This is a genomic window from Mycobacterium simiae (genome assembly GCF_010727605.1).
In the GTDB taxonomy this organism is placed as follows: domain Bacteria; phylum Actinomycetota; class Actinomycetes; order Mycobacteriales; family Mycobacteriaceae; genus Mycobacterium; species Mycobacterium simiae.
In genome coordinates this window covers 800,380-817,898 of the sequence record NZ_AP022568.1, presented here as the reverse complement: position 1 = coordinate 817,898, position 17,519 = coordinate 800,380, and the positions used below count along the sequence as shown (strand labels likewise).

The 17,519-nt window shown below is 69.0% G+C and carries 15 protein-coding genes; 14 read left to right on the top strand and 1 reads right to left on the bottom strand.

Translation table 11 applies throughout. The annotated features are described in order from the left end of the window. Positions 1–200 precede the first annotated feature (200 nt). Positions 201–944 (bottom strand): thioesterase II family protein, encoded by a 744-nt coding sequence (locus G6N33_RS03780; RefSeq protein ID WP_044510710.1) that lies wholly within the window; start codon positions 942–944, stop codon positions 201–203. A gap of 219 nt (positions 945–1,163) precedes the next feature. Here G6N33_RS03780 and sepIVA point away from each other — a divergent pair, with 219 nt between their 5' ends. From sepIVA to G6N33_RS03710, 14 genes are all read left to right on the top strand, one after another. Beyond that, on the top strand, positions 1,164–1,901 hold the full coding sequence (gene sepIVA / locus G6N33_RS03775) for a cell division protein SepIVA (protein WP_044510712.1): 738 nt from the start codon (positions 1,164–1,166) through the stop codon (positions 1,899–1,901). A 125-nt stretch (positions 1,902–2,026) separates the two neighbouring features. Beyond that, the gene (locus tag G6N33_RS03770) at positions 2,027–2,623 is read left to right on the top strand and encodes a YceD family protein (protein ID WP_179962661.1); all 597 of its coding nucleotides are present in this window, start codon (positions 2,027–2,029) and stop codon (positions 2,621–2,623) included. Beyond that, on the top strand, positions 2,620–3,333 hold the full coding sequence (rnc, locus tag G6N33_RS03765; RefSeq protein ID WP_044510713.1) for a ribonuclease III: 714 nt from the start codon (positions 2,620–2,622) through the stop codon (positions 3,331–3,333). Before G6N33_RS03770 ends, rnc begins: the two co-directional genes overlap by 4 nt. 3 nt (positions 3,334–3,336) lie before the next feature. Continuing rightward, on the top strand, positions 3,337–4,197 hold the full coding sequence (gene mutM / locus G6N33_RS03760) for a DNA-formamidopyrimidine glycosylase (protein WP_044510715.1): 861 nt from the start codon (positions 3,337–3,339) through the stop codon (positions 4,195–4,197). 145 nt (positions 4,198–4,342) lie between these two features. Continuing rightward, a complete protein-coding gene (locus G6N33_RS03755; protein WP_049919244.1) occupies positions 4,343–4,579 on the top strand; it encodes a FeoA family protein in 237 nt (78 codons plus the stop codon). Next, the gene (gene feoB / locus G6N33_RS03750) at positions 4,576–6,489 is read left to right on the top strand and encodes a ferrous iron transporter B (protein WP_101528331.1); all 1,914 of its coding nucleotides are present in this window, start codon (positions 4,576–4,578) and stop codon (positions 6,487–6,489) included. Before G6N33_RS03755 ends, feoB begins: the two co-directional genes overlap by 4 nt. Beyond that, entirely contained in the window at positions 6,486–7,058 is a 573-nt protein-coding gene (locus G6N33_RS03745; protein ID WP_044510718.1) for a NifU family protein, read from the top strand. The genes feoB and G6N33_RS03745 overlap by 4 nt, the downstream gene beginning before the upstream one ends. A gap of 151 nt (positions 7,059–7,209) precedes the next feature. Further along, positions 7,210–7,635 carry an OsmC family protein gene (locus G6N33_RS03740; protein WP_044510719.1) on the top strand — a complete coding sequence of 142 codons (426 nt, stop codon included), beginning with the start codon at positions 7,210–7,212 and terminating at the stop codon, positions 7,633–7,635. After that, a complete protein-coding gene (locus tag G6N33_RS03735; protein ID WP_044513118.1) occupies positions 7,622–7,915 on the top strand; it encodes an acylphosphatase in 294 nt (97 codons plus the stop codon). The genes G6N33_RS03740 and G6N33_RS03735 overlap by 14 nt, the downstream gene beginning before the upstream one ends. A 141-nt stretch (positions 7,916–8,056) precedes the next feature. Further along, a complete protein-coding gene (gene smc / locus G6N33_RS03730; RefSeq protein WP_101528330.1) occupies positions 8,057–11,656 on the top strand; it encodes a chromosome segregation protein SMC in 3,600 nt (1,199 codons plus the stop codon). An 81-nt stretch (positions 11,657–11,737) separates the two neighbouring features. Next, on the top strand, positions 11,738–13,105 hold the full coding sequence (gene ftsY, locus G6N33_RS03725; RefSeq protein ID WP_044510725.1) for a signal recognition particle-docking protein FtsY: 1,368 nt from the start codon (positions 11,738–11,740) through the stop codon (positions 13,103–13,105). A gap of 158 nt (positions 13,106–13,263) precedes the next feature. Beyond that, on the top strand, positions 13,264–14,676 hold the full coding sequence (locus tag G6N33_RS03720) for an ammonium transporter (RefSeq protein ID WP_101528329.1): 1,413 nt from the start codon (positions 13,264–13,266) through the stop codon (positions 14,674–14,676). Beyond that, positions 14,673–15,011, top strand: a complete 339-nt coding sequence (gene glnB, locus G6N33_RS03715) for a nitrogen regulatory protein P-II (RefSeq protein ID WP_044510728.1) — start codon at positions 14,673–14,675, stop codon at positions 15,009–15,011. The genes G6N33_RS03720 and glnB overlap by 4 nt, the downstream gene beginning before the upstream one ends. Positions 15,012–15,056: 45 nt before the next feature. Then, on the top strand, positions 15,057–17,516 hold the full coding sequence (locus G6N33_RS03710) for a [protein-PII] uridylyltransferase (protein ID WP_101528328.1): 2,460 nt from the start codon (positions 15,057–15,059) through the stop codon (positions 17,514–17,516). Positions 17,517–17,519 lie beyond the last annotated feature (3 nt).

Genomic DNA, 17,519 nt, shown 5'->3' with positions numbered 1-17,519 from the left:
CGGTGCGCAATGGCGTCCTACGGTGCCCGACCGTGCCCGGCGGCCGGGCGGCCGCATCCCGCCCCGGTCCGGTACCCGGACCCCACGGTCGCGATCGTGAAGGCGGCCCCGAGGCGTCTCGGCCCGCGGCACGTGTTTGCCGCGGTGGCATGCCGGCCGCGCGCCGGCCCGGGCCGACGCTTCGCGGCGGCACCAGCCAGCTAATTCACGCCGCGGCGATCGAGGAGTTTTTCCTCGACGTCTTTCGCCAGCTCCGATAGATGTTCGGTGAGATAAAAATGGTCTCCAGCAAACTTCTTCAAGGAGAATTCCGTCGTCGTCCGATCGGCCCACGGGGTCATGTTCCCTTCGGCGACGATGAGGTCGTTGTTGGCGACGAAGGCATGGATCGGGCACGACACCCGCACCTCGGGCGCGCGGTCGTAGCCGGCAATTGCCCGCACGCTCTGCAGCGTGGGCAGGATCCTCGAGGCGAAGTCGTCGTTGGCAAGCACGTCGGGGTCGGTGCCGGTGACCCGCGCGACCACGTTCAGGATGTCCAGGTCGGAACCCTGCAGTTCCGGGTAGCGGATGTGGCCGGGGGCCGCGCAGGCCGACAGGAAAAGGGCTTCGATCGGATGCCCGGCGGACTGGAAGCGCAGCGCCACCTCGAAGGCCAACAGGCCGCCCATGCTGTGACCGAAGAACGCCACCGGACGGTCGGTGGGCGCGCTGGGTGCCATCAGGGTGAAGATTTCGTCGGCGAATTCGGGAACGCTGGGCAACTCGGTGAGTCCACGGTCGCTGCGTGCCGGGTATTGCACGGCGACCCGTTGGATGTTCGCCGAGAACGTCTTGGCCAGCGGAACATAGAACGTCGCCGAGCCGCCGGCGTGCGGAAATATGTACAGCGTTGCCAGGGCCGGCTTGGTGCCGGTGCCGGTTGGGGTTGCGGGCCCGTCCACTGACCCAGCCTAACGTGGCGTGTTCGCTCGCCCGGCCGCTTCGGGGCCACCCGTTGCAGGTCGGTGCACGGGGGCCCGCGTCCGGCTGAGCAGCCACCCAGAAGTCCTGGAAGAATGTGCTTTCGTGAGGTCAATGCCCGACACACCGGCGTTGCCACCGCCGTCACAGACGTAACACCAGGCACACTGGTAACAACAACAAGCCAGGAGGGTACGGCCGTGTATCGAGTCTTTGAAGCGCTGGATGAACTGGGCGCCATTGTCGAAGAAGCCCGCGGCGTGCCGATGACGGCCGGTTGCGTGGTACCCCGCGGTGACGTGCTCGAACTCATCGACGACATCAAGGACGCGATCCCCGGCGAGCTCGACGACGCCCAGGACGTGCTCGACGCTCGCGATTCGATGCTGCACGACGCCAAGACGCACGCCGAATCCATGGTGGCCTCCGCGACCACCGAGTCCGAGTCGATGCTCAACCACGCTCGCGCCGAGGCCGACCGTTTGCTGTCCGACGCCAAGGCGCAGGCCGACCGGATGGTCGGCGAGGCGCGTCAGCACAGCGAGCGGATGGTGGGAGAGGCCCGCGAGGAGGCAATGCGCATCGCTACCGCTGCCAAGCGGGAGTACGAGGCCAGCGTCGGCCGCGCCCAGGCTGAGGCCGACCGGCTGATCGAGAACGGCAACATCTCCTACGAGAAGGCCGTCCAGGAGGGCATCAAGGAGCAGCAGCGGCTGGTCTCGCAGAACGAGGTGGTGCAGGCGGCCAACGCCGAGGCCACGCGGCTGATCGACACCGCGCACGCCGAGGCCGACCGGCTGCGCGGCGAGTGCGACATCTACGTCGACAACAAGCTCGCCGAGTTCGAGGAGTTCCTCAACGGCACACTGCGGTCGGTGGGCCGCGGCCGTCACCAACTGCGGACGGCGGCCGGCACCCACGACTACGCGACTCGATAGCCGACTCACTAGGCCATTCGCTGGCCAGCCGTCGACCTCGCCGCCCCACCCGCCACCTGGGTGGACGGGCCGCGCACGGCAGAAGTGCCGCCCCCGGCGTCTGGGCCCCGCCGTAAGATTTTTCTATGGTGCGCGAAAAGAGAACCACCGCGCAGCACCATCCGGCCTCGCCGATGACGGTCGACGTCACGCGGCTCGGACGGCGCCCGGGAGCGATGGTTACCCTGCGTAACACCGTGCCCAGCCCGCTGCGCATCGGTTTGGACATGATCGCTATCGAGCAGGGCGCTCCGCTCGACATGGATCTGCGGGTCGAGTCCGTGTCGGAAGGCGTGCTGGTCACCGGGACGGTATCCGGACCCACCGTCGGCGAATGCTCCCGATGCCTGACCGCGGTCAACGGCCACGTACAGGTCGGATTGACCGAGTTGTTCGCCTACCCGGCCAGTACAACCGAAGCGACCACCGAGGAAGACGAGGTCGGCCGCGTCGTCGACGACCGCATCGACCTCGAGCAGGCCATCATCGACGCCGTCGGGCTCGACCTGCCCTTCGCGCCGGTCTGCCGGCCGGACTGCCCGGGACTATGCCCGCGATGCGGTGTGCCATTGGCCGACGATCCCAGCCACCACCATGACAACATCGATCCGCGATGGGCCAAGCTGGTGGACATGTTCTCCGACGATTCCGCCGACCCCGACGCCGCGGGAGGTGAACGGTGACCTCGCGGCAAATTCTGCTCGACGCGCTCGGGGTTGATCTTCCCGACGAACTGCTCTGTCTGGCATTGACCCACCGCAGCTACGCCTACGAACACGGCGGATTACCGACCAACGAGCGACTGGAGTTCCTCGGCGACGCCGTGCTGGGCCTGACCGTCACCGACGAGCTCTACCACCGGCATCCGGACCGTTCCGAGGGGGACCTGGCCAAGCTGCGGGCCAGCGTCGTCAACACCCAAGCGCTGGCAGATGTAGCACGCAAGCTTTCCGACGAGGGTCTGGGCGTGCACCTGCTGTTGGGGCGCGGCGAGGCGAACACCGGCGGGGCGGACAAGTCGAGCATCCTGGCCGACGGCATGGAATCGCTGCTGGGCGCGATCTACCTGGAGCACGGCATCGAGACGGCGCGCGAGGTGATTCTGCGGCTGTTCGGTGGGCTGCTGGACGCCGCGCCCACGCTGGGGGCAGGGCTGGACTGGAAGACCAGCCTGCAGGAACTCACCGCGGCGCGGGGCCTGGGGGCGCCGTCCTACGTGGTCACCGCGACCGGTCCCGACCACGACAAGGAGTTCACCGCGGTCGTCGTGGTGATGGAGACCGAGTACGGGACCGGAGTGGGCCGCTCGAAGAAGGAAGCCGAGCAGAAGGCGGCCGCGTCGACCTGGAAGACGCTGGAAGCGTTGGACCCCGCCGGGACCACTCCCGCCTAGTCGATGCCCGAACTGCCCGAAGTCGAGGTGGTGCGCCGCGGCTTGCAGGCTCACATCGTCGGCAAAACCATCACCGCCGTCCGGGTGCACCATCCCCGCGCGGTACGCCGGCACGAGGCCGGGTCCACCGACCTGACCGCCCGACTGCTCGACGCGCGGATCGAGGGAACCGATCGGCGCGGCAAATACCTGTGGCTGCTGCTGGACGGCCCAGCCGGCCCGGACAGCGCGCTGGTCGTTCATCTCGGCATGAGCGGGCAGATGCTGCTGGGCACGGTGCCGCGGGCGGATCATGTGCGGATCTCGGCGCTGCTCGACGACGGAACCGTACTCAGCTTCGCCGACCAGCGCACCTTCGGCGGCTGGCTGCTGGCCGATCTGGTCGAGGTGGACGGCAGCGTGCTGCCTGCGCCGGTCGCGCACCTGGCGCGTGACCCGCTGGATCCCCGCTTCGACCCGGATGCCGTGGTAAAGGTGTTGCGCCGCAAGCATTCCGAGATCAAGCGCCAGCTGCTCGATCAGCAGGTGGTGTCGGGTATCGGCAACATCTACGCCGACGAGGCGTTGTGGCGGGCCAAGGTCAACGGCGCCCGGGTGGCCGCCACGCTGACCCGCCGCCAGCTGATCGCCGTGCTCGACGCCGCCGCCGAGGTGATGCGCGAGGCGCTGGCACAGGGCGGCACCTCGTTCGACTCGCTGTACGTCAATGTCAACGGCGAGTCGGGCTACTTCGACCGATCGCTGGATGCCTATGGGCGCGAAGGAGACAGCTGCCGCCGGTGCGGCGCGGTGATACGCCGGGAGAAATTCATGAACCGCTCGTCGTTCTATTGCCCGCGTTGTCAGCCCCGACCGCGACACTGAGGACTCCCGCGGACTTCTGCCAAAGAACTGAGGCTATCCTCAGCATCGTGAGGTTATCCTTACCAGGATGATCAACCTCTGGCGCCGGGGCGGTTAGATGCGCAATTCCGCGCGAAGCGCAGATCGCTGTCCTGGCTCTCCGGCCGTGCTGTCCCAGCTGTGCCCGGGCGAGCGCGCCACCATTGTGGGGGTCGCGTCGGCGGCGTCGGCGGCGGTCGCAGGACGACTGCGGCAGTTGGGTTTTCGGCCGTCGTCCGACGTCGAGGTCATCCGCCGGGCCCCGATGGGCGACCCCACGATCTACCGGGTGCAAGACACCGAACTGTGCTTGCGACGGCGCGAGGCACGGCTAATCGAAGTGAGCCCGGAGACCAACGCATGACCTCCTGCCATGACGACGGCGGCGGCGCGGTCGCCGTAGCCGGGATGGCGCGGATCGCCCTGGTAGGCAGTCCCAATGCGGGTAAAACCTCTGTTTTCAACCACCTGACCGGATTGCGAGCCAAGACCGGTAACTACCCGGGCGTCACCGTGGGACGCAGCGTCGGCACCACCAAGGTGGACGGCGTCGAAATCGCCATCGAGGATCTGCCCGGCACCTACAGCCTGGACCCGATCAGCCCGGACGAGCAGGTGGTAGCGGATCTGTTGGGTGGCGAGGTCTACGGCGACGGCCGGCCCGACGGGATCGTCATCGTGGCCGACGCCACCACGTTGCACCGCTCCATCATTTTGGTGGCCCAGGTGCTGCGGCAGGACCTGCCCTGCCTGCTGGTGCTGAGCATGACCGACGAGTTGACCGCGCGCGGCGGCGGCGTCAACATCGATGCCCTGTCCACCGGGCTGGGTGTCCCGGTCCTGGCCGTCATCGCCAACCGCGGCGTCGGCATCGACGCCCTGCGTGCCCAACTGGTCGCCTTCCACCGGTGGCAACGGCCACCGGTCCTGCCGCCCGCCGACGACGTCGCCATCGACGCCTGGGGCAGATCGGTGCTACAGGCGGCCGATTACGTTGCGCCGAAACCGGATCGGCGGACGGCGCGGATCGACGCGGTCGTGCTGCACCCGCTGTGGGGCACCGTCATCTTCTTCGCGGTGATGTTTTGCTTCTTTCAGGTCGTCTTCACCGTCGCCGCGCCACTGCAGGATCAGGTGGGAGATTGGCTCGGTCAGCTCGGTGGGCTGGTCAGCAACCACGTGGGCAATTACGTGGTGCGCGGACTGCTCAGCCAGGGACTGATCGGCGGCGTGGGAACGGTGCTGCAGTTCATTCCGCAGATCGTGCTGTTATTCCTGCTGATCGCGCTGCTGGAGAACATCGGCTACATGGCGCGCGCGGCCTTCCTGATGGACCGGGTGATGGCCGCGACCGGCCTCGAGGGGCGCGCCTTCGTCGCGATGCTGTCGTCGTTTGCCTGCGCCATCCCAGGAATCATGGCCACCCGGACGCTGCCGTCCGCGCGCGACCGGATCGCGACCATCATCACCGCCCCGTTGATGACCTGCTCGGCCCGGCTTCCGGTGTTCACCCTGCTGGTCGGGCTGCTGGTGTCGCCGAGCACGCAGTGGGGCCGTTTCAGCGCGCAGGGTATCGCGATGTTCGCGCTGTACGTGTGCGGCGGCACCTCGGCGCTGATCGCCGCGTCGGTGTTCAAGTCGACGATCCTGCGCAGCGATCTGCTGCCGTTCACGATGGAGCTTCCGCCGTACCGCTTCCCGTCGCCCAAGAACGTGCTGATCACAATGTGGGACTCGGCGAAGATGTTCCTACGCAAGGCCGGAACGATCATCCTGGCCACCTCCGTGGTGCTGTGGGTGCTGCTCAACCTGCCGGCGCGCCCGTCGGAGACGGCCAACATGTCCGCGACCGACGCCACCGCCTACGTGATGGAGCACAGCTTCGCCGCCGACATCGGACGGGCCGTCGGGCCGGTGTTCACGCCGCTCGGATTCGATTGGCACATCAACGTTTCCCTGCTCGGGTCGTTCTCGGCACGCGAGGTTTTCGTGTCGACCCTGGGCCAGGTGTCGGCGGCGACCAGCCCCGACGATCCGCGCGAAGCGCTGGTCAACATGACTGACAGTCAGGGCCGCAAGGTGTTCACCGCGCCCACGGTGATCGCGCTGATGGCGTATTTCGTGTACGCGTTGCAATGCATGTCGACCGTCGCGGTGATGCGCCGCGAAACCAACTCCTGGCGCTGGCCCGCGGTCGCCTGGTGCTACATGTTCGTGCTGGCGTGGACGATGGCGTTCCTCGCCCGTTCGGTCGCGATCGGGCTGGGCGGATGATTCCGCTGCACGCCACCGCCACCGCCGACGCGCGGCAGTTGCGCTGGGTGGTCAGCCCGGATCGGCTGCCGCCTGCCGGCGCCGTGCGCGCCGCGCCGGGCACGCTGGGTGCCTTGCTGGATGCTGGCGCGCTCGACGAGTTGGTGGTGGAGCCCGGCGGCATCCTGATCAGGATCGGCGCGGGCCACACCTGGCGCGAGCTGGGTGACGACGTCCGCGCCGCGCTCAGTGCGGCGCTGCTGCAGCCCGAGGCCTGGGCCATCGACGAATCCCGCGGTGCGGCAAGCGGACTGGAGGCTATCGCGGCCGAATTGCTGGCCGGGCAGGTGGGGGCGCTGGCCGCATCGCACGGCGGGTCGATCGAGCTGGTCTCGGTGGACGGCCACCAGGTGACGGTGCGGATGTCAGGCGCCTGTGACGGCTGTCCCGGCGCGTCGGCCACGCTGCGCGACGTGCTGGAGCGCGAACTGCGCCGTCGGGTCGATCCGCAGGCCGTGGTCGTTGCAGCCGAAAGCGATTCGGGCACACTGTCGTTCGGTAAGAAGCTGCTGTCGCTGATCGTCCGCTGAGGCCCGCCCGTCGGCGGGCGTGCCGCCGTGGCGTTGCGGGCGCGACTAGGGCGGCGACACGCCGGTCAAGCACGCCCGGGACGCACATTCGACAACCAGGCGAGGGGCGCGCGGTAGTTGGCGCCCGGTAGAAACCCGGTAGAAATGAGCCATGACCGACCTATGGGTGCAGCGCACCGGGACTCGCCGCTATACCGGCCGCAGCTCGCGGGGCGCGCAGGTGCTGATCGGCTCCGAGGATGTCGAAGGCGTGTTCACCCCCGGCGAGTTGATGAAGATCGCGCTCGCCGCGTGCAGCGGGATGTCCAGCGATCAGCCGCTGGCGCGTCGGCTCGGCGATGACTATCAGGCGGTGGTCCGGGTGTCGGGCGCCGCCGACCGCGAACGCGAGGTGTATCCGCTCCTGCAGGAGACGCTCGAGCTCGACCTGTCCGCTCTGAGCGCCCAGGAGAGGGAGCGGCTGCTGGTGGTGGTCGACCGGGCGATCGAGATGGTCTGCACCGTCGGGCGCACGCTCAAGGCCGGCACGAAAGTCGACTTCAAGATTGCTTCCAAGGGTGGCGATGCCGGAACCTGACATCCGGCTCACCGCCTGGGTGCACGGCGCCGTCCAGGGCGTCGGTTTCCGCTGGTGGACGCGCAGCCGGGCGCTGGAGCTCGGCCTCACCGGCTACGCGGCCAACCAGGCCGACGGCCGCGTCCTGGTCGTTGCGCACGGCCCTCGGGAAGCGGCCGAAAAACTACTCAAGCTACTGGAAGGCGGCCACGCGTGGCCCCCGCGGCCGGGCCGGGTCGACAAGGTCGTCGCCGACTGGTCCACGCCGACCGAACAGTTCGAGGGCTTCGTCGAACGCTGACAGCATCGCGGCCCCGGTTCAGTGACGCAAGGGACTGCTGTGACCAGTGCGTCAAGGTGTGGGCGCGAGGCGCAGTTCGCGCGGTGCGACACCCCGTGGTGAGGCTGGCGCGGGCCATATTCAGCGGTAGTCTGGCTGGCCGTGTACCTCAAGAGTCTGACGCTGAAGGGCTTCAAGTCCTTTGCCTCGCCGACGACTCTGCGCTTTGAACCGGGCATCACCGCCGTCGTCGGGCCCAACGGCTCCGGCAAGTCCAACGTGGTCGACGCGCTGGCGTGGGTGATGGGCGAGCAGGGCGCCAAGACGTTGCGCGGCGGCAAGATGGAAGACGTCATCTTCGCCGGCACGTCGTCGCGCGCCCCCCTGGGCCGCGCCGAGGTCACCGTGACGATCGACAACTCCGACAATGCGTTGCCGATCGAGTACTCGGAGGTGTCGATCACCCGCCGGATGTTCCGCGACGGCGCGAGTGAGTACGAAATCAACGGCGCCAGTTGCCGTTTGATGGACGTCCAGGAACTGCTCAGCGACTCCGGCATCGGCCGTGAGATGCACGTCATCGTGGGGCAGGGCAAGCTCGACGAGATCTTGCAGTCCCGGCCCGAGGATCGGCGCGCGTTCATCGAAGAAGCCGCCGGCGTGCTCAAACACCGCAAACGCAAGGAGAAAGCGCTCCGCAAGCTCGACGCCATGCAGGCCAATCTGGCCCGGCTCACCGACCTGACCACCGAATTGCGGCGCCAGCTCAAACCGTTGGGCCGGCAAGCCGAAGTCGCCCGCCGCGCCCAGACCATCCAGGCCGACCTGCGGGACGCGCGGTTACGGCTGGCCGCCGACGACCTGGTCAGCCGGCAGGGACAGCGCGACGCGATCCTCGAGGCCGAGGCCACCATGCGCCGCGAGCACGACCAGGCCGCCGCCCGACTGGCGGTCGCCTCCGAGGAGCTGACCGCGCACGAAACCGCACTGGCCGAGCTCTCGGTGCGGGCCGAATCGGTCCAACACACCTGGTTCGGGCTGTCCGCGCTGGCCGAACGGGTGGGCGCCACGGTGCGCATTGCCAGCGAACGCGCCCAGCATCTCGACGTCGAGCCGGCGGCAACCGGTGACACCGATCCGGACGCGCTGGACGCCGAGGCCGACCGGGTCGCAGCCGCCGAGCAGCAACTGCTGGCAGAACTGGCCGCGGCGCGGACCCGGCTCGAGACGGCCCGCGCCGAGCTGACCGAACGGGAACGACAAGCCGCCGAGGCCGACCGGGCGCATCTGGCCGCGGTGCGCGCCGAGGCGGACCGCCGCGAGGGCCTGGCCCGGCTGGCCGGTCAGGTCGAGACCATGCGGGCCCGGGTCGAATCGATCGACGACAGCGTCGCCCGGCTGTCCGAGCGCATCGAACACGGTGCCGCCCGCGCCCAGCAGACCCGGGCGGAATTCGAGACCGTGCAGGCCCGCGTCGGTGAACTCGATCAGGGCGAGGTCGGCCTGGACGAACACCACGAGCGGACGGTGGCCGCGCTGCGGCTGGCCGACGAGCGGGTCGTCGAACTGCAGGCCGCGGAGCGGGAGGCCGAGCGCCGGGTGGCCTCGCTGCGGGCCCGCATCGACGCGCTGTCGGTGGGCCTCGAACGCAAGGACGGCGCGGCGTGGCTCACCCAAAATCACACTGGCGCAGGTCTTTTCGGGCCGATCGCAAAGTTGGTGAAGGTTCGGCCGGGATACGAGGCGGCGCTGGCCGCGGTGCTCGGATCGGCGGCCGACGCGCTGGCCGCCGAAAGTTTCGGCGCGGCCCGTTCGGCGGTCGCGGCACTCAAGCAGGCCGACGGCGGCCGCGCGGCCCTCGTGTTGGGGGACTGGCCGGTCGATCAGCCCCCGTCGGCCGCACCTCTGCCCGACGCTGCGCTGTGGGCCCTCGACCTGGTCGAGGCCCCGCCGCGGCTGCGCGGCGCGATGGTCGCGATGCTCTCCGGCGTCGCGGTGGTGCCCGACCTGGGCGCGGCGCTGGACCTGGTCACAAGCCGTCCGCAACTGCGGGCGGTCACCCTCGACGGTGACCTGGTCGGCCGCGGCTGGGTCAGTGGCGGTTCAGACCGCAAACCGTCCACGCTGGAGTTGACCTCGGAGATCGACAAGGCCAGCAGCGAACTGGCCGCCGCCGAGACGCAGGTCGCCCAACTCAGCGCCGCGCTGTCAGGTGCACTGACCGAGCAGCGCGGCCGTCAGGACTCCGCCGAGCAGGCGCTGGCCGCGCTCAACGAATCCGACACGGCCATCTCGGCCATGTACGAGCAGCTGGGCCGGCTCGGGCAGGACGCCCGGACCGCCGAGGCCGAATGGAATCGGCTGCTGCGCCAACGCGAGGAACTCGAGGCCAATCGGGCGCAGACCGTCGCCGAGGTCACCGAACTCGAGACGCGCCTGCGTAACGCGCAGCAGAGCCAGGTCGCACCGGCCGAAGAGCCCGTCGATCGTCAGCGCATCGCCGCCGCGGCCGAGGCCGCCCGCGGCATCGAAGTGGAGGCCCGCCTGGCGGTGCGCACCGCCGAGGAACGGGCCAACGCGGTGCGCGGACGGGCGGACTCGCTGCGCCGCGCGGCCGCCGCCGAACGCGAGGCACGCATCCGCTCCCAGCAGGCCCATGCCGCGCGACTGCGCGCGGCCGCGGTCGCAGCGGCCGTCGCGGACTCGGGCCGGCTGCTGGCGGCGCGGCTCAACCGGGTCGTCGACGCGGTGTCGCAGATCCGCGACGCCCTGGTAGCCGAACGCGAAGCACGGTCGACGGCGATGACGGCGGTGCGCGACGAGGTGCACACGCTGGGCGCCACGGTGGCCAAGCTGACCGACTCGCTGCACCGCGACGAGGTGGCCAACGCCCAGGCGGCGCTGCGCATCGAGCAGCTCGAACAGATGGTGCTCGAGCAGTTCGGGCTGGCGCCGGCGGACCTGATCGCCGAATACGGCCCGCAGGTCGCGCTGCCGCCGTCCGAGCTGGAGATGGCCGAGTTCGAGCTGGCCCGCGAGCGCGGTGAACAGGTGACGGCGCCCGCCCCGGTGCCCTACGACCGGCCCACCCAGGAGCGGCGGGCCAAGCGGGCCGAGCGGGAGCTGGCCGAGCTGGGCCGGGTCAACCCGCTGGCGCTGGAGGAGTTCGCCGCGCTGGAAGAGCGCTACAACTTCCTGTCCACTCAGCTCGAGGACGTCAAGTCGGCGCGCAAGGACCTGCTCGACGTGGTCGCCGAGGTCGATGCCCGCATTCTGCAGGTGTTCAGCGACGCGTTCGTCGACGTGGAACGCGAATTCCAAGAAGTCTTTACCGTGTTGTTCCCGGGCGGCGAGGGGCGACTGCGGCTGACGAATCCGGACGACATGCTGACCACCGGCATCGAGGTGGAGGCGCGGCCGCCCGGCAAGAAGGTGACGCGGCTGTCGTTGTTGTCCGGCGGCGAGAAGGCGCTGACGGCGGTGGCGATGCTGGTGGCGATTTTCCGAGCCCGCCCGTCGCCGTTCTACATCATGGACGAGGTCGAGGCCGCGCTCGACGACACCAACCTGCGCCGGCTGATCTCGCTGTTCGAGCTGTTGCGGGCGCGCTCGCAGCTGCTGATCATCACCCACCAGAAGCCGACGATGGAGGTCGCCGACGCGCTGTACGGCGTGACCATGCAGGGCGACGGCATCACCGCGGTGATCTCGCAACGCATGCGCGGGCAACAGGTGCAGCAGCTCGCCGCCACTTCTTCCTGAGGCCGCAGCACGCAGGGGTGAGCGGCGCCGCCGCGATGAGTCGCTGTCGGATCGCGGGTGCGGCCCTGAAACAATGTCAGCGTGTCACAAGGCCTTTGGATCGCGATCGCTGTTGTTGCCGCCCTGGTGCTCGTCGCCGCGCTGGTCCTGGGCCTGATCCGGTACCGTCGCCGGCGCATCACCCTGACCCGGCCCGACCCGACCGCGCTTGACCGGGGGCGCTACACGGCGTCGTCGGGCATCACCTTCAGTCAGGGCGCACCGACGCTCGACACCACCGGGCTGCCCGCCGTCGGGGACGACGCCACCATCCCACGCGACGCGCCGCGGCGCACGATCTCCGAGGTTCAGCTGCCAGCGCCGGAGACCGAGACCAAGACCCAGGCGCCGGTTCACCGGGCTCCTGAGGCCCCAGCTCCCGAGGCTCCCCAGGCGCCTGAGGCTGCCCAGGCTCCTGCGGCGCCTGAGGTGCCAGCTGCCGGGGCGCCCGAGGTTGCTCAGGTCCCGCAGGCCGAGATCGAGGAGATCGAGCCGACCGCAGGCCGGCTGGAACGACTGCGCGGTCGGCTGGCCCGGTCGCAGAACGCGCTGGGACGCAGCATGCTGGGCCTGATCGGCGGCGGCGACCTGGATGAAGACTCCTGGCAAGACGTCGAGGACACCCTGCTGGTCGCCGACCTGGGGCCGGTCGTCACCGAATCCGTGGTCGCGCAGCTGCGGTCCCGACTGGCCAGCAGCAGCGTGCGGACCGAGGCCGATGCCCGCGCGGTGCTGCGTGACGTGCTGATCAAAGAACTACATCCGGAGATGGATCGCTCGATCCGCGCCCTGCCGCACGACGACCACCCGTCGGTGCTGCTGGTCGTCGGCGTCAACGGCACGGGCAAAACCACCACCGTCGGCAAGCTGGCGCGGGTACTGGTTGCCGACGGCCGCCGCGTTGTGCTGGGAGCTGCCGACACCTTCCGGGCCGCAGCCGCCGACCAGCTGCAGACCTGGGCCGCTCGGGTGGGCGCTGAGGTGGTGCGCGGACCGGAGGGGGCCGACCCGGCGTCGGTGGCCTTCGACGCCGTCGACAAGGGCATCGAGGCGGGCGCGGACGTCGTGCTGATCGACACGGCGGGGCGATTGCACACCAAAGTGGGCCTCATGGACGAGCTCGGCAAGGTCAAGCGCGTGGTGACTCGGCGGGCCGCCGTCGACGAAGTGCTGCTGGTTCTCGACGCCACGATCGGGCAAAACGGACTGGCTCAGGCGAAGGTGTTTGCCGAGGTCGTCGACATCACCGGCGCCGTACTGACGAAATTGGACGGAACGGCCAAGGGCGGCATCGTTTTCCGGGTGCAGCAAGAATTGGGCGTGCCGGTGAAACTTGTTGGCCTGGGGGAGGGACCCGACGATTTGGCGCCCTTCGAGGCAACCGCGTTCGTCGACGCCCTGCTCGGCTAAAACCCCTTACACGAGGGGCGTTTCGTTAATAACGCTGAAACACAGCGGCCCCATCTCGGAAACAACCATTGCGCAAGGTTCTGGATCAGGCCATCAGGCACATGTCTGATGACCAGTTCAGGGCCGACCGGAGGTGATACCGAGTGAGTTTCCCAGTAATGGGCCAGCCCAATACCGGCGATACGGCATGGATGCTGGCGAGTTCCGCGCTGGTGTTGTTGATGACGCCAGGCCTGGCGTTCTTCTACGGCGGGATGGTGCGCGCCAGAAGCGTGCTCAACATGCTGATGATGAGCATTAGCGCCATGGGCGTGGTCACGGTGTTGTGGGTGCTATATGGATATTCGGTTGCCTTCGGTACCGACGTGGGCAACGTGATGGGCAGCCCGACCGAGTACTTCGGGTTGAAAGGCCTGATCGGCGGCAACGCGGTGGCGGCTGACCCGACCAAGGGAGTGGCGGCGACGGATATCCCGCTGGCCGGCACGCTGCCCGCGACCGTATTCGTGGCGTTCCAGCTGATGTTCGCGATTATCACGGTGGCGCTGATCTCGGGAGCGGTCTCCGACCGGCTGAAGTTCAGCGCTTGGCTGGTGTTCGCCGGACTGTGGGCCACGTTGGTCTACTTCCCGGTCGCGCACTGGGTGTTCGCGTTCGACGGCTTCGCCGCCGAGAAGGGCGGCTGGATCGCCAACAAGCTGCACGCCATCGACTTCGCCGGTGGGACAGCGGTCCATATCAACTCTGGTGCGGCGGGTCTAGCGCTGGCGCTGGTGCTCGGCAAGCGCAAGGGCTGGCCGACGACGCTGTTCCGCCCGCACAACCTGCCGTTCGTCATGCTCGGCGCGGGTCTGCTGTGGTTCGGCTGGTACGGATTCAACGCCGGGTCGGCCACCAGCTCCAACGGTGCCGCCGGATCCACCTTCATGACCACCACTATCGCGACGGCCGCGGCGATGCTGGCCTGGCTGCTCACCGAGCGCATCCGCGACGGTCACGCCACGACGCTGGGAGCGGCGTCGGGCATCGTCGCCGGCTTGGTCGCCATCACCCCGTCCTGCTCGTCAGTCAATGCGCTGGGCGCGCTGATCGTCGGCCTGGTGGCCGGTGTGGTGTGCGCGCTAGCGGTCGGGCTGAAGTTCAAGCTCGGCTTCGACGACTCACTCGATGTGGTCGGGGTGCACCTGGTCGGCGGGTTGGCGGGCACGTTGTTGGTGGGCCTGCTGGCCGCGCCGGAAAGCGTGGCCATCAACGGCGTCACCGGCGTCTCCAAGGGATTGTTCTACGGGGGCGGCTGGGAGCAGCTGGAAAAGCAGGCGGTCGGCGCGTTCAGCGTGTTGGGCTACTCCTTCACCGTGACGATTATCCTGGCGTTGATCCTGAAGTACACGATTGGGTTGCGGCTGAACGCCGAGGCGGAAGCGTCCGGCATCGACGAGGCCGAGCACGCGGAGAGCGGATACGATTTCGCGGTGGCCACGTCGTCGGTCCTTCCCCGTGCCAGCCTGCCGGACAGCTCTAATGGACTGGACGTAGCAGTGGCCGAGAAAGTGGAGGCAGAGCAATCATGAAGCTGGTCACCGCGATCGTGAAGCCGTTCACGCTCGATGACGTCAAGACCAGTCTGGAGGACGCGGGCGTCCTCGGGCTGACGGTCAGCGAAGTCCAGGGCTACGGCCGGCAGAAGGGCCACACCGAGGTCTACCGCGGTGCGGAGTACTCGGTCGATTTCGTGCCGAAGGTCCGCATCGAAGTGGTCGTGGACGACTCCATCGTCGACAAGGTGGTGGACAGCATCGTCCGGGCGGCGCGCACCGGCAAGATCGGTGACGGCAAGGTCTGGGTCAGCCCCGTGGAAACCATCGTGCGAGTGCGCACCGGTGAGCGCGGGACCGATGCGATATGACGGTAGCCGTTCGTTGAGGGTCCAGCCCGGGCGGGCCGGGAGGTTATGAAACCGAACGAGCCCGACCCGGAGTCTGGAGCGGACGCCGCGCAGCCCGAGATCGCTTCTGGTGCAAGCGATCTGGCCGCTGCGCGGCGTGCGTTATTGTCCGACGGAAGTGCTCTGCATGCGGCCGAGCTGCGACATGCATGGCTGGATCTGCACGAGTCGTGGCTGGCGGACAAGGCGACTGAGCTCGGCATCACCGAAACGAGTCCGTTCGCGATCGTCGGGGTGGGCGGCCTGGGTCGCCGCGAGCTGCTGCCGTACTCCGACCTGGACCTGATGTTGTTGCACGACAACGTTGCCGACGACGTGCTGCGACGAGTGGCCGACGGGCTGTGGTATCCGTTGTGGGACGCCAACGTTCGGCTCGACCACAGCGTGCGCACCGTGACCGGAACGCTGGGTGTCGCCAACGGCGACATGATCGCCGCGCTGGGCATGCTGGACGCCCGCCACATCGCGGGCAACGCCGAGCTGGCCGGCGAACTGATCGGGGGCGCAAGAAGGCAGTGGCGCACCGCAATTCGTTCCCGAATGGACGAGCTGGTGGAAATGACGCACGCGCGCTGGCTGCGCTGCGGGCGCATCGCGCACCGCGCCGAACCCGACCTCAAATCAGGTCGCGGCGGCCTGCGTGACGTCCAACTGCTCGACGCGCTGGGGCTAGCCCAGCTCATCGACCGGCACGGGATGGGCCGTCCGGAAAGCCCGGGCGGCTCCCTCGACGACGCCTACCTGACCCTGCTGGACGTGCGCACCGAACTGCATCGGGTATCCGGCCGCGGCCGCGACCAGTTGCTCGCCCAGTTCGCCGACGAGATCAGCGCCGCCCTGCATATCGGCGATCGATTCGATTTGGCGCGCAGGATTTCCGACGCCGGGCGCACCATCGCCTTTCACTCCGAGACCGGATTGCGCACCGCGGTCAACGCGGTGCCCAAACGCGGCATCTCGGTGTTGATGCGCCGTCCCAAGCGCCGGCCGCTGGCCGACGGCGTGGTGGAGTACGCGGGCGAAATCGTGCTTGCCCGGGAGGCGCAACCACAGCACGACGCCGGCCTGGTGCTGCGGCTGGCCGCCGCGGCCGCCGAGAACGGGTTGCCGATGGGCGCCGCCACGCTGAGCCGGTTGGCCACCACCGCCCCGGACCTGCCCAGCCCGTGGCCGCGGGAGGCGTTGGACGACCTGGTGCGGGTGCTCAGTGCCGGCCCCACCGCGGTGGGGACGATCGAAGCGCTCGACCGCACCGGGCTGTGGGGCAAGCTGCTGCCGGAGTGGGACGTGATCCGCGACCTGCCGCCCCGCGACGTCGCCCACAAGTGGACGGTGGACCGGCACACCGTCGAGGTCGCCGTCAACGCCGCACCGCTGGCCACCCGGGTGGCGCGGCCCGACCTGCTGGCGCTGGGCGCGCTGTTCCACGACATCGGCAAGGGCCGCGGGGTCGACCACTGCGTGCTGGGGGCCGAGATGACCCTCGAGATCGGCCCCAGGATGGGGATCGCGCCCGCCGACGTCGAGTTCCTGTCCAAGCTGGTGCGCCATCACCTGCTGCTGCCGGTGGTGGCCACCCGCAGCGATCTCAACGACCCGAGGACCATCACCGAAGTGTCGGAGGCCCTCGGCGGGGACCCGCGGCTGCTGGAGGTGTTGCACGCGTTGACCGAGGCCGACTCCAAGGGGACCGGCCCGGGCGTGTGGAGCGACTGGAAGGCCTCGCTGATCGACGATCTGGTCCGGCGGTGCCGGCTGGTGATGGCCGGTGAGCCGTTGCCGCGGTCGGAACCCGTTGCGTCCCAGTATATTGCGCTTGCCGCCGATCACGGGGTACATGTCGAGATCACGCCCGGCGACAGCGCGCGCACCTACCAGGTGGTGATGGTCGGTCCGGACGCGCGGGGATTCACGTCCAAGGCCGCCGCGGTGCTGTCGCTCAATTCGTTCGGGGTGCACTCGGCGACGGTGAGCAGTCATGCGGGCGTGGCCATCACCGAGTTCGTGGTGTCCCCGCACTTCGGTTCGCCGGCCGCGGCCGAATTGCTGCGCCAGCAGTTCGTCGGCGCGCTGGCCGGCGACATCGACGTGCTGACGATGGTGGAGCAGCGCGACAGCAAGGCCGCCAGCTCGGCGTCCGCCCGGGCGGGGGAGGTGCAGGTCGGCGTGCCCGTCACCCGCTCCACCGCGCCACCACACATCCTGTGGCTGGACAGCGGCACCGACGGTCAGCAGGCCCTCGAAGTCCGCGCCATGGACCGGCCCGGCCTGCTTGCTCTGCTCACCCGCGCGCTGGAGCGGGCCGGCGCCGATATCGTCTGGGCGAAGGTCAACACCTTCGGGTCGACGGCGGCCGACGTGTTCGCCGTCGTGCTGCCCGACATCGGCGACGAGGCCGCGCGGGCCGACGTCGAGAAGCACCTGCTGACCGTGCTGGGCGCGCCCGGCGAGGCCGCCCTGGGCTGACCG

Bases quoted from the DNA above. Each gene is read 5' to 3' on its own strand.
- G6N33_RS03770 (WP_179962661.1), top strand. From the start codon at position 2,027: ATGGTGCGCGAAAAGAGAACCACCGCGCAGCACCATCCGGCCTCGCCG.
- mutM (WP_044510715.1), top strand. From the start codon at position 3,337: ATGCCCGAACTGCCCGAAGTCGAGGTGGTGCGCCGCGGCTTGCAGGCT.
- feoB (WP_101528331.1), top strand. From the start codon at position 4,576: ATGACCTCCTGCCATGACGACGGCGGCGGCGCGGTCGCCGTAGCCGGG.
- G6N33_RS03745 (WP_044510718.1), top strand. From the start codon at position 6,486: ATGATTCCGCTGCACGCCACCGCCACCGCCGACGCGCGGCAGTTGCGC.
- G6N33_RS03740 (WP_044510719.1), top strand. From the start codon at position 7,210: ATGACCGACCTATGGGTGCAGCGCACCGGGACTCGCCGCTATACCGGC.
- G6N33_RS03735 (WP_044513118.1), top strand. From the start codon at position 7,622: ATGCCGGAACCTGACATCCGGCTCACCGCCTGGGTGCACGGCGCCGTC.
- G6N33_RS03720 (WP_101528329.1), top strand. From the start codon at position 13,264: ATGGGCCAGCCCAATACCGGCGATACGGCATGGATGCTGGCGAGTTCC.
- glnB (WP_044510728.1), top strand. From the start codon at position 14,673: ATGAAGCTGGTCACCGCGATCGTGAAGCCGTTCACGCTCGATGACGTC.
- G6N33_RS03710 (WP_101528328.1), top strand. From the start codon at position 15,057: ATGAAACCGAACGAGCCCGACCCGGAGTCTGGAGCGGACGCCGCGCAG.